Below are 21133 nucleotides of genomic sequence, written 5' to 3'. Positions count from 1 at the left end.
GCTGCGCAAGCTCATCGACGAGCGGCAGTTCGTCTTCCGGACGCTCGCTTGGCAGTTCAACCAGCGATCCTTCGACTTCGCGGAAAACGCTTCCCACCGCGATGGCGAAGACTCCCTGGCCACCCTGCACTAGGTCGATGACCTCGTCAGTCGACGTGCATTCGAAGACGCTCGATCCATCACTCATCAGAGTGATCGTGGCCAGGTCCTGCACACCGCGTTCGCGCAGATGCCCGACTGCCGTGCGGATCTGCTGGAGACCCACTCCGGTGTCGAGAAGGCGCTTGACGATCTTGAGGACGAGAATGTCGCGGAAGCTGTAGAGCCGCTGCGATCCCGAACCGGTAGCAGTCCGGATCGACGGGACGACGAGATCGGTGCGTGCCCAGTAGTCGAGCTGGCGGTAGGTGATGCCAACGACCTTGATGACTGTCGTTCCGCGGTAGCCCGCGTCTTCGTCAAGGTTCGGCAGATCATCATCGAACAGCAGACCTTGAGCTGAAGGCGGCACGGCGGGCGCAGCAGCCTGTTCCTGACTTGAGCGGTTCACACCGACTCCTCCTTTTAGCCCCTAGGGGAAGCGAAGTCGCATTCCGGTTTGCGGCAGTGTCACAATTCTACCGCATGACCTTCGAGCGACTCGGGGTTAACGTACACATCGAACCTACTGGCTGAGTTTCCCCTGGCCAAACACCTGCCGATAACGATTTGCGCGTGTCGCCGTTATCGAAGAAATCGAACGACTTTCGACTCCAGCGTGCCAGCTGAACCCCAGTCGAATCAGGCCTTCGCATCACCGGACGGCTGATCGTCTGCTTTCTTCGCAGCCAGCAGCTTCGTCTTGGCTGACGAGGCATAGGTGTCGATATACCGCTGACCAGACAGGCGGAGGATCTCGTACATGATGTCGTCGGTGATCGACCGCAGGAGGAATCGGTCACCGGCCATGCCCTCGTACTCGGAGAAATCAAGAGGCTCTCCGAACACCACGCCGATCCGGCGCAACCGCGGAAGCATCCGACCGACAGGCTGGACCTTGTCAGTTCCGATGAGTGCAACCGGCACAACCGGCACGCCGGCTTCGAGGACGAGCCGCGCCACGCCGGTGCGCCCGCGGTAAAGATTGCCGTCAGGGCTGCGGGTTCCTTCTGGATAGATGCCGAGGAGATTGCCTCCATTGAGGACCTTCAACCCGGAGTGCAGCGACGCTTCAGACGCCGAACCGCCGGATCGGTCCATGGGCAGCTGGTTCGTCAGCCGGAAGAACCACCTCGTTGCGGTGCCCTTGACTCCTCGGCCTGTGAAGTAGTCCTTCTTGGCCAGATACACAACGGGTCGGGGTGCGACGAGCGGCACGAAGATCGAGTCCATGAAGGACAGATGGTTGCCGGCGATGATCGCCCCGCCGGACTCGGGAATGTTCTCCAAGCCGCGCACCCACGGGCGGAAGAGCGCACGCAGGAATGGCCCGACGATGATGCGCTTGAGCAGCCAGTAGAACACTCGACCCCTCTCGACGAGTCTGAGTCACGAACGAATCCGAGACTACTACAACGCCGAGGTGAGCAGGAAAACGCTCGCGGTCGCCCGCCCCCGCCCACGCGATCGTCGATCTGCGCTCAATCGCTGTCAGAGTCACTCCTTATATGGCAGTCTGGTGCCCATGTACGACAATGCCTCTGGCGACGAGCACGACGTCCATGCAGCGATCAACATCAGTTCGCAGTCTTCGTCGACCGCTGTCCTCTTCCTCCACGGTTTCACCGGTTCGCCGGCGGTCTTCGCCGATGTGGCGCGCGAGGTTGCCAGTCGGGCCGATGTGTCAGTGAGCGTGCCGAAACTGGCAGGACATGGCACCACCTGGCAGGACATGAGCCGCACCCGCTGGCAGGATTGGCTTGCCGACGCTGAAAGAGCGTTGATGGGTTGCGCCGACGAGCACGACACCGTCATCGTGGTCGGCCTGTCGATGGGCGGAGCGCTGGCCCTGACATTGGCAGCCGACCATCCGGACCTGGTTGACCGGCTCGTGCTCATCAATCCAGCGCTATACGTCGACTCCCCCTTGGCCCCGCTGACACCGATCCTTCGGCACGTCATCAAGTCCGTTCCCGGCATCGGCGGCGACATCGCGCTGCCCGGAGCAGCCGAGCACGCGTATACACAGACGCCGGTGGCCGCAGTGGCGTCATTGCACCAAGAGCTCAAACACCTGCGCCGTCGCCTGTGGCAGGTGTCGGCACCGACAACGCTGTGCATCTCGACCACCGACCATGTCGTTCACCCCCGCTCGGCTCGTCTGCTGCGCAACGCCCTGCTCACCTCGCCGCGTGTCGTCATTCTGCGCCGCAGCTACCACGTGGCCGCAGTCGACTACGACGCAGATGTCATCGTGGGCGAGATCGTCAGCGCCGTGAACACCGACAGCAGCGTCCGGACGAGCTGAGATGTCTCCATCCTCACGCGACGACCACTCCTCATCAGACGATGACAAGTTCGAGCCCACGTGGGACGCCTTGGATGACAGCGAGCGTGTTGACGATACGCGGTGGGAGGATCTCGTATCCGACATCAACCGCGACCAGGGGTTCGTGCCGGAGATGTCCTCGGACGAGATCCGCGACGCGCTAGCCGAGGACGAGGAGTGGCAGCCACCGGATCCCGGACCGGTCGGCTGGCGAACCGCCTCCCCGCTCTTCATGCTCGGCATCGTCGGGCTCATCGGCGGCATCAGCGCGCTGGTCCTCAGCGCCTTCCTGTTTCGCGGGCTGCCCGGTTACGCGCTCGTCGGGATCATCGTGGTGATACTGCTCAGCACCTTCGTGCTGATTCGGCATCTCCCCCAGTACCGCTCACCCGATGACGGTGACGGCGCGCAGGTCTGAGTATTCCCCTCAGCCTTCCGGATGCAGCCGATCAGGCGCCTCTGGCGTTCCGCAGCATTGAACCGCGCAGGCCGGCAGGACGCATCTCAGTCGTGGCGTCTTCAGGTCCGAGGCTGACGAGCTGCGGTACGAGGCCTGCGTCTCCGAGGATTGCCAGCGCCTCGACCTCACACTCCTCCAGCACGTCCGGGCTGGAGAGAATCCAGTCCGGACGCTGAGCAGGCAGGCGATCCATCGGGTTGGGCCGCTGGCCGACGTCGCTGCGGTCGATTGCTGCTGCCAGGCAGTTAGGGGCGGGACAGTCGATTCGTCCGGTGGCATCGATGAGGTGGTCAGGGTGGGTGCATTCGACAATCATGGTCAGCTCCTCAGGTCAGTGCTGTGTCGATGAACGTGCACCATTGACGCTACGGGCACCCACTGACATCGCCTGGCGATCCGATCACTGCATCGCAGTCCGAGGCGTTGTCTGCGGCGCGTGACATCATGTTCCTATGCCAGCCAGCCACCAGCCCCCGCTGTTCGATCAGGCCTCGCAGCCCCGCAGTGGGCAGCTTTCCTTCGCCGATGTGGGCACGCCTCTGCACGACGTCACTTTCGTGACTGTGGACCTGGAGACAACCGGTGCCCACGCGCAGCGCGAGGAGATCACCGAGATCGGTGCGGTCAAAACTCTAGGCGGTGAGGTGGTTGGTGAGTTCTCCACCCTTGTGCGCCCCGAACAGGCGGTCATCTCTGCGTTCGTCGAGCGCCTCACCGGCATCACCAATGGAATGGTGGCAGGAGCACCAACGATTCATGCTGTGCTGCCGAGCTTTCTGGAGTTCAGCCGCGGAGCTGTCTTGGTCGCCCACAACGCAGGATTCGACATCGGGTTTCTCAAGGCTGCGTGCGCACGCCTGGATTATCAGTGGCCGAACCCGCACGTGCTCGACACAGTTCGCCTTGCACGCCATGTCGTACCCCGGCCCGAGGTCCGCAATCACAAGCTGGCAACGTTGGCGCAGCACTTCGCCACCCAGACACCACCGACTCACCGCGCTCTCGACGATGCCAGGGCCACGAATGAGATCCTGCACCACCTGTTCGAGCGCTTCGGCTCATACGGGATCACCACCCTTGAAGAGCTGGGGACCGTGCGCACCTCCGGCTGGCAGAAGCGCCAGCGGAAATCGCATCTGGCGCGCGATGTGCCCGCACTGCCAGGCGTCTACATGTTCCTCGATGGTTCGCGCCGCACGCTGTACATCGGCACCAGCCGGAACATGGCCGCACGTGTGCGTCAGTACTTCAACGCCGGAGAAACACGCGGACGGATGACCGAGATGATCACCGCGACACAGGAAGTCTCGACACTGGTGTGCGAGACCGTACTTGAGGCCAATGTCCGGGAGGTACGGCTCATCGCCGAGCTGCAGCCGCCGTACAACCGGCGTTCGAAGAACGCCCATAAGCGCGCGTGGCTGCGGCTGACAGACGAGCCGTACCCTCGCTTGTCGGTGACGCGGACTCCGCCTGCGGCCGATAGACCGGAGCGGCACCCCCGCCTCGGGCCGTTCAGATCACAGGCAACCGCACAGCGGATCAAGGACACCTTAGAACGCGTCGTCACCGTCAAGCGGTGCACGCGGTCGGCTGCCGCAGCCCGCCGAACCCCCTGCGCAGCCGCTGAAATGGGACGGTGCGCCGGCCCGTGCATCGGCCAGAGCCAGGAAGAGTACCTCACCCAGCTGACCGATCTCGTCTCCTTTCTCAGCGGCGATTCCTCCGGACTGCTCGAACAGATCCGCGAGGCGATGATCGCCGCCAGCGCGACGCAGCGATACGAGCGCGCCGCTGAGATCCGCGACCTCGCAGCTGACCTGCTGCGCACAACCGTGTCCGATGAGCAGCGGCGCGGGCTCTACGCCGTGCCTGAGATCATCGCCGCCCAGCCGCGCGAGTACGGCAACCCAGCAGCCGGTGACGACGTAGCCCTGATCCGATACGGAAAACTGGCAGGCAGTGCGCACGTCGCGCATCCGAGCCGGATTCCAGAAGTCGTGTCAGCCCTGCAGCTGACGGGCGAGCATGTCGATGAGCCGGTTCCGGGCACAGGCAGCACCTATGAAGAGGAGACCGATATCGTGCTCCGCTGGCTGCAGCGGTCGGGCACCCAGTTGCTGTCGGTCACCGGAACCTGGTGTGCACCCCGATGCGGACATGCATTCGGGCTGCACACCAGCGGCTTCGCCCCGACGAGCAGCTCAGCCCCGCAGTGAGGGGCTGAGCAGATCACCCCTCTACAGGCACCTCGTCGCGGCCTGAGAGACGACGGGAAGCGGCGATGAGCTCCTGCAGCTTGTCGTACGCTGCGCCGGAGTCGAGATGCTCGCGGGCGATCTCGATCTTCGCCGCAAGGCGCTCAGCGAAAGGCCCCTCGGCAGACGGGTCCGCAGCGACGAGTGCGGCGGCGGAGTTGAGCAGGACGATGTCGCGCACTGGCGAGTGCTCACCGGCCAGCACGCTCTGGATGGCCTGGGCGTTGAATGCCGGGTCGCCACCGCGCAGGTCGTCCTTGGTCACCCGCGCGAAGCCGAGGCTGCAAGCGTCGAACTTGCTGTGCGTGATCTCCCCGTCGCGGACCTCCCAGACGTCGTTGACTGCGGTGTTGCTCAGCTCATCAAGCCCATCCTGTGAACGGAACACGACTGCCGAGTCGCCCCGGCGGGCCAGAACACCGGCAACCAGCGGCGCCATCTCCCTGCTCGCAACACCGATCGCCGTGGCACGGGTGCGCGCAGGATTGGTCAATGGCCCCAGAATGTTGAACGCCGAAGGCACCTTGATCGCCCGGCGCACCGGGGCGATGAAGCGCATGGCCGGGTGGTAGACGTTGGCGAAGCAGAAGGCCATCCCCACCTCGTCGGCAAGCTGCCGCGACTGCTCGGGAGTCAGATCGAGCACAAGTCCAAGCGTTTCGAGCACGTCAGCCGAGCCCGAGGCCGAGGAGGTCGCTCGATTGCCGTGCTTGACGACACGCTGGCCGGTTGCGGCGATGACGAACGAGGAAGTCGATGAGATGTTGACGGTCTTGGCCCGGTCTCCGCCAGTGCCGACGATGTCGACAGCATCGCTGAGGCCTTCCAGCGGCACGGCATGTCCCATCATCGCCTCGACCAAGCCGGTGATCTCCTCAACCGTCTCCCCTTTGGCGTGATGGGCGACGAGGAATGCCGCCATCGTCACATCCGGGACGCTGCCGGACATGATCTCGTCCATCGCCCACCCGGCGGTCGCCGCGTCGAGGTTCTCCTTGTTCATCAGAGCCACGAGCAGATCCGGCCACTCCCGCACACCGGAGACGGTGGCAGGAGCATCGGCTGCAGAAGGAACGGCAGACATAGGGGCCTTTCGAGTTGGTGCGGATCATGCGGACAGCGGCCAGGCTGTCACCGAAACATCCTACGCGCCACGCACACAGCACACCGAACCCGTTCACCGGCGGCTCTGCGCAAGCGGCGATCCGAACCTCCGCCCGTCCCCCACCTCGGGACCGGCCGCTGATGTGCGCCGATGCCGTTTCGACGCGGTTCGGAGTTCGCGACACGCGCACGTTGCAGAGTCGTGACGAACCGACCGGCCGCGAGTTCTCGCTGGAAATTCCACACGCTGTAGAAAAACTCACTCAACTAGCTGAGCAAAAGGTGAATTTATCCTGCGGACTGGGTAATAATGGAGGCGTGTCTACTGCCACTGCAACTTCAACAGCGCCGGTTCATCCAGTCGTAAACAGGCCCAACACGACGACAGTCGGGTTCATCGTGTGGCTGTCGAGCGAGCTGATGTTCTTCGCCGCGCTCTTCGCCATGTACTTCACCATCCGGTCCGTTGTGCCCCAGATGTGGGAGATGGAGACCGCTAAGCACGACGTCGTGTTCGCTTCGATCAACACGTCGATCCTGGTGCTTTCATCGGTCACCTGCCAGCTGGGTGTCTTCAAGGCTGAGCACTTCAAGCCGCGCCGCACCGGCGGGCTCATGAACATCGGCTCGTGGGGCATGATCGAGTGGTACTACCTCTCCTTCATCCTCGGCTCGATCTTCATCGGCGGCCAGGTCTTCGAGTACGCCACCCTCGTCTCCGAGGGCATCGCAATCAACTCGAACGCCTACGGTTCGGTCTTCTACCTGACCACCGGTTTCCACGGCCTCCACGTGCTCGGCGGACTCATCGCGTTCCTGCTCGTCATCGGACGCGCCCACGCCGCAAAGCGCTTCGGCCATCGAGAGGCGACGTTCGCCATCTGCATGTCGTACTACTGGCACTTCGTCGACGTCGTGTGGGTTGGCCTGTTCTTCGTCATCTACATCTTGATGTGACGCGCCCGTAAGACCTCACCCCTGGCAACTGCAACAAAAGGACTAACTAGTGAAGCTTCTAGCGGAACGACGCCGGCACCCCATGGCACTCGTCGTGCTCCTGCTCGTCGGCCTGCTCCTCACCGGAGGCGCATACGCCGCATTCACCGGAACGAGCACTGCGAACGCTGAAGAGTACTCCGCCTCAGATGTTGAGGAAGGCGAGAAGCTCTTCATCACGAACTGCGCGACATGCCACGGCATGAGCGGTGAGGGAACCGAGAACGGCCCCGGCCTCATCGGCGTCGGCGCCGCTGCTGTCGACTTCCAGGTCGGCACCGGCCGCATGCCGCTGCAGATGATGGGCCCGCAGGCTCAGGTCAAGCAGCCCCAGTTCAGCGAAGAGCAGACCCGTCAGATGGCTGCCTACGTCGCATCCCTCGGCCCCGGACCGGCAGTTCCGGAGGACGAGTACCTGGATCCTTCCAAGGGTGACGCAGCAGCCGGTGGCGGACTCTTCCGCACCAACTGCGCGATGTGCCACAACGTCGTCGGTGCCGGTGGTGCACTGACCCGCGGCAAGTACGCCCCGAGCCTCTCCGGCGTCTCCGAGAAGCACCTGTACGAGGCCATGCAGACCGGCCCGCAGAACATGCCGATCTTCAACGACGCGAACCTCACCCCTGAGCAGAAGCGCGACGTCATCGCCTACATCAAGGAAGTCACCGAGGAGACCCCTCCCGGCGGATTCTCCCTGGGCTCGCTCGGACCGGTGTCTGAGGGTCTGTTCATCTGGTTCTTCGGCCTGGCAGGCGTCATCGGCATCACGATGTGGCTGTCCTCGCGTTCGAAGTAACCCGCAAGTTTTCATCCGTATCGAGTAATAGACGAGGAAGCGAATGACCTCGAAGCATCTCACTGCCGAAGCCGGCAGCCAGCTCGAGCAGGTGAACGGGCACACCAACCCTGGTCTGCCCGAGCACAAGCCACGCGTCACTGACAGCTCGCCGCAGGCTGAGCGCATCACCGAACGCCAGATCGCCGGCTGGTTCATCCTGTCGATGATCGGAACGATCGGCTTCATCGTGTCGTACTTCCTGTTCGACTCAGAGCCGGGTACGTACAACAACCTGCGCCTGCAGAACACGGCGTTCGGCATCACTGCGACGGCCGCCCTGGCCGGCATCGGCATCGGCGTCATCCTGTGGGCCCGCCAGCTCATCCCCGACGCCGAGGTCGTCGAGAGCCGCCATGACATCGCCGGCTCGGAAGAGGATCAGGCTGTGGCCGTTGAGATCCTCAACCAGGCGAAGGAGGAGTCGGGCATCGCCCGCCGTCCGTTCCTGCGCAACACCCTCATCGCAGCGGTCGCGCTTGCTCCGCTGCCGGCGATCCTGGTCTTCCGCGACCTGGGACCGCTGCCGGGTGACAGCCTGTTCAAGACCCTCTGGGGTCCGGGCGTGCGCCTGTGCCAGGACCCGGGCATGGTTCCGGAAGAGGATCGCTACATCCGCGCCGAAGAAGTCACCATCGGTTCGGCCTTCCACGTGATCCCGGAGAAGATGCACGAGTCGGAGCACCCGCTTGATGAGAAGGCCAAGGCCGCTGTTCTCCTCATGCGCGTTGACCCACGCGAGCTCAACACGGATCCCGAGAAGGAAGACTGGGGCGTCGACGGCATCGTCGCCTACTCCAAGATCTGCACCCACGTCGGCTGCCCCGTCGCACTGTATGAGCACCAGACGCACCACCTGCTGTGCCCGTGCCACCAGTCGACCTTCGACGTGACCAACCACTGCGCGGTCATCTTCGGACCGGCTAAGCGCCCGCTGCCCCAGCTGCCGATCGCAGTCGACGACGAGGGTTACCTCGTGGCTCAGCGCGACTTCCCTGAGCCCGTCGGACCGACCTTCTGGGAGATCAACATGAGGGAGACTTCGGTAGAATGACGATGACGCACGAACCCACTACCGCGGTCGGCAAGGCGGCGAACTTTGCCGAGACCCGCGTCGGCGCCTCGAAGATGGTCCGTGAATTCGGACGCAAGATCTTCCCCTCCCACTGGTCCTTCATGCTGGGTGAGGTTGCGCTCTACACCTTCATCATCCTGGTTCTGACCGGCACGTTCCTGACGTTCTGGTTCAAGCCGGCGATGGGTCACGCCATCTACGAAGGCCCCTACATTCCGCTGCAGGGCGTCGAGATGTCCGAGGCCTACGAATCGACTCTGGCGATCTCGTTCGAGATCCGCGGCGGACTCTTCATCCGCCAGATGCACCACTGGGCAGCCCTGCTGTTCATGGTTGCCGTCTCGGTTCACGCACTGCGCATCTTCTTCACCGGCGCATACCGCCGCCCGCGTGAGATCAACTGGATGGTCGGCATCGCGCTCATCGCCCTGGGCATGGGTGCAGGCTTCACCGGCTACTCGCTGCCTGATGACCTGCTCTCCGGCAACGGCCTGCGCATCATCGACGGTCTTCTGAAGTCGATCCCGCTGATCGGCACCTACACCTCCTTCTTCCTGTTCGGAGGAGAGTTCCCCGGTGTCGACATTGTGTCCCGCCTGTACACGCTGCACATCATGATCGTCCCGGCGCTCATCATCGCCTTCATCGCGATCCACCTGATGTTCGTCGTGATCCACAAGCACACCCAGTGGCCGGGCGCCGGACACACCAACCGCAACGTTGTCGGCGAGCCCGTTCTGCCGACCTTCGCTGCGAAGGGTGGCGGCTTCTTCTTCATGATCTTCGCCCTGCTGTCGTTCCTGTCCGGCATCTTCACCATCAACGCCGTGTGGAACTACGGACCGTACGACCCGTCTCCCGTCTCGGCTGGTACGCAGCCTGACTGGTACATCGGCTGGATGGACGGATACCTGCGTATCGTTCCGGGCTGGCTGGAGTTCTACATCTTCGGACTGCCATTCAGCCTCAACATCAACACCGCACTGCTCGCAGCCCTCGTGCTGTTCGGCGCCATGGCGATCTGGCCGTTCTTCGAAGCCTGGCTGACGAAGGATTACCGCGAACACCACATCCTCGACCGCCCGCGCAACAACCCGACGCGTACGGCTGTCGGTGTGGCCGCAGTCGTGTGGTACGCAGTCATGTGGGCCGCCGCTTCCGGTGACCTCATGGCCGTGTTCTTCCACATGTCGCTCAACGACATGATCTACATCTTCCGCATCATGTTCTTCCTTGGACCGATCCTCGGCTTCATCATCACGAAGCGGGTCTGCCTGGGACTGCAGCGGAAGGATCGGGAGATCGTCCTGCATGGCTTCGAATCCGGTGAGATCATCCGTCTGCCGCACGGCGAGTTCCAAGAGCGCCACAAGCCGCTCGACCCGCACAAGCTGTGGAAGCTCATGGCCTATGATTCGCCGCGCTACATCCCGGCCGAGCCCGGACCTGATGGGAAGATCTCTAAGGGTGAGAGGCGCCGCGCGACCATCGCGAAGTACTTCTACGAGGATCGGGTCGCACCGGTGACGAAGGAAGAGCTCGATGCCGCTCACCACGATCACCACGCAGTGGAAGCCGGCAGCCACGAAGTCGGATCCCGTGGCTCGATCGGCCACTGATTCGCTGATCACCTGAGAGAGGCGCCAGTCTTTGCGACTGGCGCCTCTTTCGTAACTTCCAGGGGCGCTGGCTGACAGCTTCCAGGAATGACAGCGCCCCGTCGCAGCACGTCTGGGATAGCTGCTGCCGCACGTCGCGGAATCAACGCTCGGAGCGCCGGGATATCCCTCGAACCTAGCGCCTGCTCTATTCTTCAGAGTCGCCTCACGGGATTGATGAAGCACGGAGCCGCTCTGGCCCCCTCTGATCCTGCTCCCCCGCGGACGACGGCCACTCGCGTCTCGGATCAAGCCTTCCCCGCGCGTCACCATACGGGCGGCCCGTAGGCCTCCTCGGCGACATGCAATTCAGCCTTGAGGAGGGTTGCGCGCAGCAGCCGATGAGATCGCGTCTCAACCATGCCGGCTTCTGCGTGCTGGAACCAGGCTTGAGCAGTGCGTTCGCAGGCCGGCGTCACATGCTTCCACATCGACCGCTCGTTCAGCCGACCTCTGCAACTGGGCCGTCAATAGGGCCGCTCCTTCCTGGGCGGCTGCCCGGCTGCGAAGGACGACTGGCTCTGCCGCAGGATGCGTATCCTGTCCATCGACGATAGAAAGCGCAGAGATTCTCGATCGTCATCTTCTTACACGGCACCGGCAGCGGACTCAGCGGCGCTCTGCCCATTCACGATGTCTTCGGAGAGCCCGCAACGTCCAGCACACGGCTGCGCGGCGGGAGCCTCTCCGCATTAGAAGTGACGGACACCGGCGACCGACGGGCCGCTCGAAACTGCTGGCACCGCTCATCACAGCTGCAGGCTGGACGTACGCGGTACGCGGCATGCACACTGCGTCGGCCTCGATCAACTGCCAAATCGGTGGTGGATGGCTGGCCGGCGCTGGAAGCGTTACCGGCCTCTCCTCCACAGAGGTGGCAAGCTCTGCGCAAGGCTCGGATCGTCGCAGCGCGCACTTCCTGCTCGTCCGCCCACAGGTTTGAGTCGCGACAGCAGCGAAAAGGGCCTGCCAGGATGATGAACATCCTGGCAGGCCCTCGGGCTCACAGAGCATCAGTGTGCGTGGTCGCCCCGGTTGTACTCGTAGACGAGTCCGATGACGCCGATGAAGGCGATCACGGCACCGAACGGGAAGATCCACCATCCCACGGCAACGCCGAGGAAGCAGATGCCTGCACCGGTGGCGATGATGATGGGCCACCAGCTCCACGGGCTGTAGAAGCCGTACTCGTAGTGTTCGTCAGAGATCTCGGCATCGAGGCGATCCATCGGAGTGTCTCCGACGCTGCGGTGCTGCAGGAACAGGTAACCGCCGATCATGATGGCCATACCGCCGAGCAGCAGGATGGCCGGGAATCCGACGAGCTCTTTGAAGTCCGTCAGGATGCCGTAGACGATCGCGACGGGGACGAAGAAGAACAGCCCTGAGGAGAAGATGATTGCTGCAGTCTTCACTTGGCGGTCTCCTTCTTCTCAATCATCGAGTAGGCGTCACGCGGGTGACCAGCGAGCTCGAGGAGCTCGGGGTGGTTGGCGTCGAACACCGGGCGCTCCGAGCGGATGCGCGGCAGCGAGGTGAAGTTGTGACGCGGCGGCGGGCAGGAGGTCGCCCATTCGAGCGAGGAGCCGTAGCCCCACGGGTCATTGACGGTGACCTTCGGTGCCTTGCGTGCGGTGACCCAGACGTTCCAGAACCACGGGATCATCGAGAGGCCGAGGATCAGTGCGCCGACGGTGGAGATCTGGTTCATCCAGGTCCAGCCGTCCTGCGGCAGGAAGTCGGCGTAACGACGCGGCATGCCGTCGGCACCCATCCAGTGCTGGACGAGGAACGTGCCGTGGAAGCCGATGAACAGGAGCCAGAAGTGGATCTTGCCCAGGGTCTCGTCGAGCATCTTGCCCGTCCACTTGGGCCACCAGAAGTAGAATCCGGCGAACATTGCGAACACCACGGTGCCGAAGATGACGTAGTGGAAGTGCGCAACGACGAAGTAGGAGTCAGACAGCTGCTGGTCCAATGCCGGGCTGGCCAGCACCACACCAGTGATGCCACCGAAGACGAAGCTGACGAGGAAGCCGAGCGACCAGAGCATCGGGGTCTCGAATGTGAGCGAACCGCGCCACATCGTGCCGATCCAGTTGTAGATCTTCACACCGGTCGGGACGGCAATGAGCATCGTCATGAAGGCGAAAAACGGCAGCAGCACCGCGCCGGTGACGTACATGTGGTGTGCCCACACCGTCACGGACAGCGCCGCGATCGCGATCGTTGCGTAGACGAGACCCTTGTAGCCGAAGATCGGCTTGCGGCTGAAAGTCGGGAAGATCTCCGAGACGATGCCGAAGAACGGCAGCGCGATGACGTAGACCTCCGGGTGACCGAAGAACCAGAACAGATGCTGCCACAGGATCGGGCCGCCGTTCTCCGGGCTGAAGACGTGTGCGCCGAGGATGCGGTCGGCGCCGAGCGCGAGCAGGGCGGCGGCCAGCGGCGGAAACGCCATCATCACGAGGATACCGGTGATGAGGGTGTTCCAGGTGAAGATCGGCATGCGGAACATCGTCATGCCCGGGGCGCGCATCGTGATGATGGTGGTGATGAAGTTCACCGAGCCGAGGATCGTGCCGAAGCCCTGGAAAGCCAGGCCCATGACCCACATGTGTCCGCCGATGCCCGGTGTGAACGTCGTGTTCGACAGCGGGGCGTAGGCCGTCCAGCCGAACGATGCCGCACCCTGCGGGGTGAGGAAGCCGGCGCAGGCGATGAGGCTGCCGAACAGGAAGAGCCAGAAGGCGAAAGCGTTCAGGCGCGGGAATGCCACGTCAGGAGCGCCGATCTGCAGCGGCATGATGACATTCGCAAATCCAGCGAACAGCGGAGTTGCGAACATCAGCAGCATGAGCGTGCCGTGCATAGTGAACAGCTGGTTGTACTGCTCCTTGGTCTCCAGGACCTGCATGCCCGGCTCGAAGAGCTCGAGGCGGATGAGCAGCGCCATGACGCCGCCGATGCAGAAGAACGTGAACGACGCGATCAGGTACATGTACCCGATGGTCTTGTGGTCCGTCGACGTGATCCAGTTGACGATGACCTTGCCCAGGCTCTTGGGCACAGGTGCCTGGTCGACTGTGACAGTGCGGTTGCTATCAGCGACTGCGGTCACTCGTCATCCCCTCCCTCATGTGGGTTCTTGTACCAGTCAGTGCGGTCGTACTCGGGTCCGAGGCGGCCGGTGTTGCCTTCCTCGCGCAGCGAGTCGGTGTACGCCTTGTACTCGTCCATGGAGACGACCTTGACGTTGAAGAGCATCTCGGAGTGGAACTCGCCGCAGAGCTCAGCGCACTTGCCGACGTACTCGCCTTCCTTCAGCGCCTGGAAGTGCAGCGACGACGTGCGGCCTGGGATCATATCCCGCTTCTCGAGGAATGCCGGAACCCAGAACGAGTGGATGACGTCGCGGGAGCGCAGCTGGATCTCCAGGTCGGTGTTCGACGGCAGGTACAGAACCGGGACCTTCTCGCCGGCCTTCTCGGTTCCATCGAGATTCACCTGAACGCTGGAGTAGTAGGCGTCCTCAGTGATGTAGTTGAAGTCCCACGCCCACTGCTTGCCGACCACTTCGACGACGACCTCGCCGGGAGTGTCGTCATAGATCGTGTTCTCCACAGCCTTGACGGTCTCGAAGAAGAAGCCGACGACGAGGATGATCGGCACGACCGTGTAGAGGATCTCGACCGGCATGTTGTAGGCCAGCTGGACGGGCAGTCCGCGCTCGTGCTTGCGACGGCGGTAGGCGACGACGCACCACAGCAGCAGGCCCCAGGTGACGAAACCGACGATGAGCGCGGCGATCCAGCCGCCGTTCCACAGGTGAATGTAGTGATCCGTGTGGGACGTCGCTCCCTTGGACTCAGGTGGGAGGAATCCTACTTCCCAGTGCTCCTTCGAGCAGCCGGAGAGCAGCGCAACGGCACCCAGGGCGCCAATGACACCGAGCCGCTTGGCCCAGGCTGTGGGGCCCGAGCGGACTGGCTGATTCGGAGAATCCACGTGCAGCCTTTCGCAACTTTGTCAGCTCCTCGCAGGCCCTCTCATCTGAGCGGACGCACGCGAATCGCCGAACACTGACTTTGTTCTCGTCCACCTTACCGCTACAAGAGGTAGAAATTCACTTCCGACTGCTCATTTCGTGAGAAAAGCCTGGAAATGACGGCCGCCCCGCGCGACGGCAAGCGCTTCGAGGTACTCGAACCCGCTGACCTCCGACACGCCGAGTGTTTCGAGGTGCGAGGTCTGCCACTGCGCGTCGATGATCCACGGGGTGTGATCGCCGACGCTGTCGAGCAGTTCGACGAGCCTGACAAGGGCGACCTTGGAGGCGTCGCGGCTGGTGTGGAACATCGACTCCCCGCAGAACACCCCGCCGAACGCGACCCCGTAGAGTCCGCCGGCGAGCCGGCCGTCTTCGTAGACCTCGATCGAGTGGGCGTGGCCTGCCTCATGCAGGCGCTGGTACAGCTGTGCGATCTGCGGGGTGATCCAGGCGCCGTCGCGGTCAGGGTCTGCGCAGCCAGCCACCACCTCGGCGAAGGCGGCGTCGACCGACCACGTGAAGCGGGTGAGTGAGCGGCGGAGCGAACGCGTCACGCGGAGGTCTCCGGGCCTGAGCACCCCGCGCGTCAGCGGGGCCCACCAGCCGATCGGCGGTGCGCCGTGCTGGCCGATGCCCATCGGGAAGAGCCCGGCCTGGTATGCAGACAGGACCTGGTCGATCCCGCTGATGGCGCCGATGGCGCGGAGATCGTCCAGGCCCTGTGACATGGCTGGTACGGCTGGGTCAGCTGAAGGAGTCGCCGCAGGCGCACGAGCCGGCGGCATTCGGGTTGTCGATCGTGAAGCCCTGTTTCTCGATGGTGTCGGAGAAGTCGATCGTCGAGCCGTTGAGGTAGGGCACGCTCATCCGGTCGACGATGACCTCGACGCCGTCAAAATCGCGCACGGCATCGCCGTCGAGGAACCGTTCATCGAAGTACAGCTGGTAGATCAGGCCCGAGCAGCCGCCGGGCTGCACGGCCACGCGCAGGCGCAGGTCATCGCGACCCTCCTGCTGCAGGAGGCTGCGGACCTTGTCGGCCGCCTCGGAGGTGAGGTCGACTTCGTGCGTGGCGCTCGTGTCCTGCGTGGCGGTCATGAGGTCTCCTTACATCAGTTTGGTCGTGCAGTCAGCTCTGGGCACTCCGGCTGGCTGCGGCGCGGCCGCCCCGGATGGGTCCCGGAGGCGGCGTCGCCTGTTCAACGTTCATCGTTGCGCCATTATTCCATTGATCGCGCTGCAGCGAGAGCGCTCAGTCGCGGGCGAGCCGGTCGAGCAGCAGCGCCTCGGAGATGATCGCTGAGCGGAAGTCGGGCAGGTACAGCGATTCGTTCGGGCTGTGGGCGCGGGTGTCGGGGTCTTCGATGCCGGTGACGAGGATCGATGCCTGCGGGAATACCTCGACGAGGTCGGCGATGAACGGGATCGAACCGCCGAGTCCCATCTGGACTGCCTCTGCGCCGAAGCCCTCGCTCAGCGCCTCCATCGCCGTCGCGATGACCGGATCGGAGGAGTCAGCACGCCACGGGGCACCGGATTCCTCGGCTCCGAACTCCACCTCCGCGCCGAAGGGCACGTACTCCTGCAGATGCCGCTTGACTGCGGCCAACGCATCGGCGGGGTTCTCCCCCGGCGCCAGGCGGATTGAGATCTTCGCGCGCACGCTGGCCAGCAGCGTGTTCGAGGAGTCGTCGACGTTCGGGGTGTCGATGCCGATGACGGTGATCGAGGGCTGGTGCCACAGGCGCGAGGCGATCGAGCCGCGGCCGATGAGCTCAGTGCCTGCCAGGGCGACCGTGTCGGTGCCCATCGGGTCATCGCCGTACTCAGCTGCCGCCTCGGGCGCGGAGCGCAGACCGCTGACGGCCACCGCCCCATCGTCATCGTGCAGGGTGGCCAGCAGCCGGGTCATCGCCAGGGTGGCATCCGGCACAGCCCCGCCGTACATGCCCGAGTGCACGGAGTGGCTGAGCGTCCGGACGGTGAATTCGAGTCCGGCCATGCCGCGCAGACTCGTCGTCAGCGCGGGCTTTCCGCAGGCGAGGTTGGAGGAGTCGGCGACGATGATCGCGTCGCCTGCGAGCTTGTCGCGGTAGGTCTCCAGGAAGCTGCGGAAGCTCGGCGAGCCGATCTCCTCTTCGCCTTCGATGAAGAGGACGACGCCGACGCCGAGTTCGTCGCCGAGCAGCTGCAGGGCGGTGAGGTGGACGAGGATGCCGGCCTTGTCATCGGCGGCGCCGCGGCCGTACATGCGGTCGCCGCGGATCGTCGCCTCGAACGGCGGAGTGTCCCACTGACTCAGGTCGCCGGCCGGCTGCACATCGTGGTGGGCGTAGAGGACGACGGTCGGCCGGCCCTCAGGAGCCGGGCGGCTGGCGACGACAGCGGGGAACCCGGGAGTGCCGTCGGGATTCTCAGCCCGCAGCGTCTCGACGCTTGCGAACCCGAGCGGTTCGGCCATGCGTGCGACAGCTGCCGCGGTGGCGTCGACATGGGCGGGATCCGCCGTCGACCAGGCCAGGGATGGGATGGCGACGAGTTCGCTCAGGCGGGCCAGGACGTCGTCGTAGATCGCGTCGAGGCGGGAGGTCAGTTCAGCACGGTTCAGGTGGGTCATAGGGCGATCCTATAGTCGGATACGATAGAGGGCGTGTTTGGACGGAAGAAGAACTCCCAGGATGAATCGCCCGCAGAGCGGACGGGCTCCCATGCTGCCTCCGCAGGCCCGGTCGACGAGGCTGTCGAGGCGCTGAATCCGGCTGAGGCGAAGAAGAACCGCCCGACGCCGAAGCGCTCACAGCAGGAGGCAGCCCGCCGTCAGCCGCTCGTCGGCGAGGACCGGCGTTCGGCGAACAAGCAGGCCAAGGCTGAGATCCGCCGCAAGCGCGATGAGGCCCGCATCGGCCTCATGCAGGGTGATGAGAAGTTCCTCGGCCCGCGCGATCGCGGCCCGCAGCGGCGGTATGTACGCGATTTCGTCGACGCCCGCTTCTCGATCGGTGAGATGTTCATTCCCTTCGCCTTCATCGTGCTGCTCATCGGCTTCATCATCTCGACTCCGCAGGTGCAGATCATCACGAGCTACGCCGTCTACGGCCTCATCCTGCTCGTCGTCATCGACTGCTTCATCCTCAACTACGTGATGAAGGGCCGGATGGCCCAGAAGTTCGGCGGCAAGGAGAACCTCGAGCGCGGCCTGACCTTCTACGCCGTCATGCGCGCCATCCAGCTGCGGGTGCTGCGCATCCCCAAGCCCAAGGTCAAGCGCGGCCAGTACCCGTCCTGATCTCCGGTCCCGAGGCGGTGGTTCCGCCCGCCGAGCCCGCACCCGAGGTGCCGGTTGAGGAGATGAGAGAAGCGCCCCCGTTCGTGCGGGGGCGCCTCTCCTCTATATAGGACTCGTATACGGGGCCTCTCGAATGCGCGATGCTCAGGGCTTGCGGCGCAGTGTGCGCAGCATGCGGCCTGGCCACATCGGCCCGCCGTAGATGAGCCCGGAGTACACCTGGACGAGATCAGCGCCGGCGCCGAGGCGGGCGGCGGCATCGCGGGCGTCGGCGATCCCGCCGACGGCGATGACGGTGAGCTGGTCACCGACGTGGCTGCGGACGAGGCGCAGCACCTCGAAGGCGCGTTCGGCCAGCGGCTCACCGGAGATCCCGCCGGACTCGGACTCGGCGAAGGCCTGGTCGGCGCCGGACAGGACGCTGCGGTCGATCGTCGTGTTGGTCGTGATGAGCCCGTCGACGCCGGTGCGCAGGGCGAGGTCGGCGACAGCGAGGACGTCCTCGTCGGCGAGGTCCGGGGCGATCTTGATGAGCAGCGGCACATGCCCGAGGCTCGAGCGCGGAGTCCCGACCGCCTCGGCGGCGGCGCCGCGGACTGCGGTGATGATCGGTTCGAGCGCCTCAGCGGACTGCAGGTCGCGCAGGCCGGGGGTGTTCGGTGAGCTGACGTTGATGACGAGGTAGTCGGCCAGCGGGGCCAGCTGACTGGCTGACTGCCGGTAGTCCTCAGCGGCATCGGCGGCCTCGACGACCTTGGTCTTGCCGATGTTGACGCCGATGATCGGACGCTGATCCTCCGGCAGCTTGGCGATGTCCTCACGGGCCCGCAGCAGTTCGAGCCGGGCGGCGGCCGCCCCGTCGTTGTTGAAGCCCATCCGGTTGAGCACCGCATTGTGGCCCAGCAGCCGAAACAGGCGCGGACGCGGATTGCCCGGCTGGCCGTGAGCGGTGACAGTGCCGATCTCAACATGTCCGAAGCCCATCTGGGTCAGCGCCCGGATGCCGATGGCGTTCTTGTCGAAGCCGGCCGCCATGCCCAGCCGGTTGGGAAAGCGCAGGCCGAGCACCTCGACGGGATCGGCGGTGCCGCGGCTCATGACCGCGCGGCTGAGCCGGCGCAGGCCGGGCATGCGGTCGAGGGCGCGCAGGCCGGTGAAGCTGAGGTGGTGGGCGGTCTCCGCGTCGAGGCGGGTGAGCAGGGTGCGGAAGATCAGCGAATACACGCTCTCATCCTAGCGAGGCCTCCGGCCGCCGGAGAACACGTGGGAGTTCGCTGACGAATCGAAGTTCAGCAGGTGACTTTTGTCCCAGCAGCGCCTGCATTGACTACGGTAGGAGGCGGAGCAGATCCCCTGCCTGAGATTTCTGTCTATTGGAAAGGAACAGAATGACGACCGCAGAACTGACGATCGACGCCGCGGCATCCGAACCCGCCCGCAGCAAAGCCGACGTCCTGGTCATCGGTGTCGCCGTTGACGGCGATGCCGTGTCCATCCCCTCCGGTGTCGCACTGGCCGCCGGAGTCCGCAAGGAGCTCGTCGCCGCTGCCTCCGCTGTCGGCTTCACCGGCAAGGCCGGTGCGCTGGCCCGGATCCCGTCCCCCAAGGGCGTCGCCGCCGGTTCGGTGCTGCTGGCCGGCCTCGGTGACTTCGACGAGGTGGCCCTCGAATCAGAGCTCGACGCCGATGGCGCTCACGAGGCGCTGCGCCGCGCGGCAGCTGTGGCCGTGCGCTCGCTGACGAAGGGCGAATCGGTCGCCATCGCCTTCCCGGCGCAGACCGCAGCCGCTGCCGAGGCGACGGCCACCGGTGCCGTGCTCGGCTCATACCGCTACACCGAGTACCGCTCGAACGCCGAGGAGCACAAGCGCGTCACCTCGGTCACGGTGCTCGCACCGAAGGGCTCGAAGGACGGTGTCGCACGCGGCCAGTTCCTCGGCGCGGCCACCAACCGCTGCCGCGACCTGGTCAACCAGCCGCCGCTGGACCTGTACCCGGAGACCTTCGCCAAGACGGTCACCGAGCAGGCCAAGGCCCGCAAAGTCAAGGTCACCGTCATCGACGAGGCCGCTCTGGAGGCCGGCGGCTACGGCGGCCTGACCGGTGTGGGCAAGGGCTCGACCCGCGGCCCGCGCCTGGTGAAGATGGAGTACAAGCCGCGCAAGGCCAAGAAGCACCTCTCGCTCGTCGGCAAGGGCATCACGTTCGACTCCGGCGGCCTGTCGCTCAAGCCGCCGCAGGCGATGGAGGAGATGAAGTGCGATATGGGCGGTGCGGCTGCGGCCGCGCAGGCCGTGCTCGCCGCTGCCGACCTGGAGCTGCCGGTGCGGGTCACCGCGTGGCTGGCCCTGGCTGAGAACATGCCCGGCGGCAACGCCCAGCGTCCCTCCGATGTCATCCGCATCTACGGCGGCAAGACCGTCGAGGTGCTCAACACCGATGCCGAGGGCCGTCTCGTGCTCGCCGACGCGCTCGTCGCCGCGCAGGAGGAGAAGCCGGACCTCCTCATCGACATCGCGACGCTCACCGGCGCGCAGGTCATCGCACTCGGCAACCGCGTCTCCGGTGTCATGGGCACCAACGGGGCACGCAACCGCGTCGTGCTCGCCTCGGAGGTCACCGGTGAGTCGATGTGGCCGATGCCGTTCCCCGAGGAGATCCGTTCGCACTTCGATTCGACGGTCGCTGACCTGAAGAACACAGGCAAGCGCGAAGGCGGCATGCTCGCCGCCGGTGTGTTCCTCAACGAGTTCGTCGAGAAGGGCCAGCAGTGGGCCCACATCGACATCGCAGGCCCGGCCTTCAACAGTGAGAGCCCGTGGGGCTACACGGCCAAGGGCGGCACCGGCGTCCCGGTGCGCACCCTGGTCGAGGTGGCTGAGCAGCTCGACCGCAGCTGACGGCAGCCCACCTGAGTCAGGGGCGCCGCCGCGGCCCCGC

The 21133-nt window shown here is 64.7% G+C and carries 20 protein-coding genes; 9 read left to right on the top strand and 11 right to left on the bottom strand.

Going from position 1 to position 21133, the window contains the following annotated elements; genetic code table 11:
• Both M3C25_RS11185 and M3C25_RS11180 read right to left on the bottom strand, forming a co-directional pair.
• A partial coding sequence (locus M3C25_RS11185) for a MerR family transcriptional regulator (protein ID WP_259856717.1) occupies nt 1–550 on the bottom strand: 550 nt, incomplete at its 3' end.
• Nucleotides 551–780: 230 nt separating this feature from the next.
• Nucleotides 781–1503 carry a lysophospholipid acyltransferase family protein gene (locus M3C25_RS11180; RefSeq protein ID WP_102160018.1) on the bottom strand — a complete coding sequence of 241 codons (723 nt, stop codon included), beginning with the start codon at nt 1501–1503 and terminating at the stop codon, nt 781–783.
• Nucleotides 1504–1561: 58 nt separating this feature from the next.
• On the opposite strand from M3C25_RS11180, the gene M3C25_RS11175 reads away from it, so the two are divergent.
• Both M3C25_RS11175 and M3C25_RS11170 read left to right on the top strand, forming a co-directional pair.
• Complete coding sequence (locus M3C25_RS11175; protein WP_259856716.1) at nt 1562–2446, top strand: alpha/beta hydrolase; 885 nt, start codon at nt 1562–1564, stop codon at nt 2444–2446.
• 1 nt (nt 2447) lies between these two features.
• A complete protein-coding gene (locus M3C25_RS11170) occupies nt 2448–2885 on the top strand; it encodes a hypothetical protein (protein ID WP_102160014.1) in 438 nt (145 codons plus the stop codon).
• A 31-nt stretch (nt 2886–2916) separates the two neighbouring features.
• Here the strand turns inward: M3C25_RS11170 and M3C25_RS11165 are convergent, their stop codons facing one another.
• A complete protein-coding gene (locus tag M3C25_RS11165) occupies nt 2917–3243 on the bottom strand; it encodes a hypothetical protein (protein ID WP_217004927.1) in 327 nt (108 codons plus the stop codon).
• Nucleotides 3244–3379: 136 nt separating this feature from the next.
• Here M3C25_RS11165 and M3C25_RS11160 point away from each other — a divergent pair, with 136 nt between their 5' ends.
• Nucleotides 3380–5146, top strand: a complete 1767-nt coding sequence (locus tag M3C25_RS11160; RefSeq protein ID WP_259856709.1) for a DEDD exonuclease domain-containing protein — start codon at nt 3380–3382, stop codon at nt 5144–5146.
• Between the two features lie 13 nt (nt 5147–5159).
• Here the strand turns inward: M3C25_RS11160 and trpD are convergent, their stop codons facing one another.
• The gene (trpD, locus tag M3C25_RS11155) at nt 5160–6269 is read right to left on the bottom strand and encodes an anthranilate phosphoribosyltransferase (RefSeq protein ID WP_259856707.1); all 1110 of its coding nucleotides are present in this window, start codon (nt 6267–6269) and stop codon (nt 5160–5162) included.
• Between the two features lie 338 nt (nt 6270–6607).
• Here trpD and ctaE point away from each other — a divergent pair, with 338 nt between their 5' ends.
• From ctaE to qcrB, 4 genes are read left to right on the top strand one after another with little or no spacing between them, the layout of a single operon-like run.
• The gene (gene ctaE, locus M3C25_RS11150) at nt 6608–7246 is read left to right on the top strand and encodes an aa3-type cytochrome oxidase subunit III (RefSeq protein WP_259833249.1); all 639 of its coding nucleotides are present in this window, start codon (nt 6608–6610) and stop codon (nt 7244–7246) included.
• 49 nt (nt 7247–7295) lie between these two features.
• Nucleotides 7296–8081: a cytochrome bc1 complex diheme cytochrome c subunit gene (gene qcrC / locus M3C25_RS11145; protein WP_217004933.1), complete on the top strand. Its 786-nt coding sequence runs from the start codon at nt 7296–7298 to the stop codon at nt 8079–8081.
• 43 nt (nt 8082–8124) lie between these two features.
• The gene (gene qcrA, locus M3C25_RS11140; protein ID WP_165882982.1) at nt 8125–9174 is read left to right on the top strand and encodes a cytochrome bc1 complex Rieske iron-sulfur subunit; all 1050 of its coding nucleotides are present in this window, start codon (nt 8125–8127) and stop codon (nt 9172–9174) included.
• 2 nt (nt 9175–9176) lie between these two features.
• Nucleotides 9177–10814 carry a cytochrome bc1 complex cytochrome b subunit gene (gene qcrB / locus M3C25_RS11135; protein WP_217004935.1) on the top strand — a complete coding sequence of 546 codons (1638 nt, stop codon included), beginning with the start codon at nt 9177–9179 and terminating at the stop codon, nt 10812–10814.
• Between the two features lie 1052 nt (nt 10815–11866).
• Here the strand turns inward: qcrB and M3C25_RS11130 are convergent.
• The 6 genes from M3C25_RS11130 to M3C25_RS11105 form a co-directional block, all read right to left on the bottom strand.
• Nucleotides 11867–12268 (bottom strand): cytochrome c oxidase subunit 4, encoded by a 402-nt coding sequence (locus tag M3C25_RS11130; RefSeq protein ID WP_217004937.1) that lies wholly within the window; start codon nt 12266–12268, stop codon nt 11867–11869.
• The gene (gene ctaD / locus M3C25_RS11125) at nt 12265–13977 is read right to left on the bottom strand and encodes an aa3-type cytochrome oxidase subunit I (RefSeq protein ID WP_259856704.1); all 1713 of its coding nucleotides are present in this window, start codon (nt 13975–13977) and stop codon (nt 12265–12267) included. Before ctaD ends, M3C25_RS11130 begins: the two co-directional genes overlap by 4 nt.
• Nucleotides 13974–14864 (bottom strand): aa3-type cytochrome oxidase subunit II, encoded by an 891-nt coding sequence (ctaC, locus tag M3C25_RS11120; protein WP_259856698.1) that lies wholly within the window; start codon nt 14862–14864, stop codon nt 13974–13976. Before ctaC ends, ctaD begins: the two co-directional genes overlap by 4 nt.
• A gap of 132 nt (nt 14865–14996) precedes the next feature.
• The gene (gene aat, locus M3C25_RS11115; protein ID WP_259856697.1) at nt 14997–15635 is read right to left on the bottom strand and encodes a leucyl/phenylalanyl-tRNA--protein transferase; all 639 of its coding nucleotides are present in this window, start codon (nt 15633–15635) and stop codon (nt 14997–14999) included.
• Nucleotides 15636–15651: 16 nt separating this feature from the next.
• Nucleotides 15652–16005, bottom strand: a complete 354-nt coding sequence (gene erpA / locus M3C25_RS11110; RefSeq protein ID WP_102159991.1) for an iron-sulfur cluster insertion protein ErpA — start codon at nt 16003–16005, stop codon at nt 15652–15654.
• 154 nt (nt 16006–16159) lie between these two features.
• Nucleotides 16160–17524 carry a M20/M25/M40 family metallo-hydrolase gene (locus M3C25_RS11105; RefSeq protein WP_259856694.1) on the bottom strand — a complete coding sequence of 455 codons (1365 nt, stop codon included), beginning with the start codon at nt 17522–17524 and terminating at the stop codon, nt 16160–16162.
• A 33-nt stretch (nt 17525–17557) separates the two neighbouring features.
• Here M3C25_RS11105 and M3C25_RS11100 point away from each other — a divergent pair, with 33 nt between their 5' ends.
• Nucleotides 17558–18193: a DUF3043 domain-containing protein gene (locus tag M3C25_RS11100; RefSeq protein ID WP_259856692.1), complete on the top strand. Its 636-nt coding sequence runs from the start codon at nt 17558–17560 to the stop codon at nt 18191–18193.
• 144 nt (nt 18194–18337) lie between these two features.
• On the opposite strand, the gene M3C25_RS11095 is transcribed toward M3C25_RS11100, so the two are convergent.
• The gene (locus M3C25_RS11095; protein ID WP_259856690.1) at nt 18338–19417 is read right to left on the bottom strand and encodes a quinone-dependent dihydroorotate dehydrogenase; all 1080 of its coding nucleotides are present in this window, start codon (nt 19415–19417) and stop codon (nt 18338–18340) included.
• A 164-nt stretch (nt 19418–19581) separates the two neighbouring features.
• On the opposite strand from M3C25_RS11095, the gene M3C25_RS11090 reads away from it, so the two are divergent.
• Nucleotides 19582–21093, top strand: a complete 1512-nt coding sequence (locus tag M3C25_RS11090; protein ID WP_259856689.1) for a leucyl aminopeptidase — start codon at nt 19582–19584, stop codon at nt 21091–21093.
• Nucleotides 21094–21133: the final 40 nt, after the last annotated feature.

The organism is Brevibacterium luteolum, assembly GCF_025147615.1.
In the GTDB taxonomy this organism is placed as follows: domain Bacteria; phylum Actinomycetota; class Actinomycetes; order Actinomycetales; family Brevibacteriaceae; genus Brevibacterium; species Brevibacterium luteolum.
Note: the sequence above shows the minus strand (reverse complement) of the source record. Positions and strands in the feature narration are given on the sequence as shown.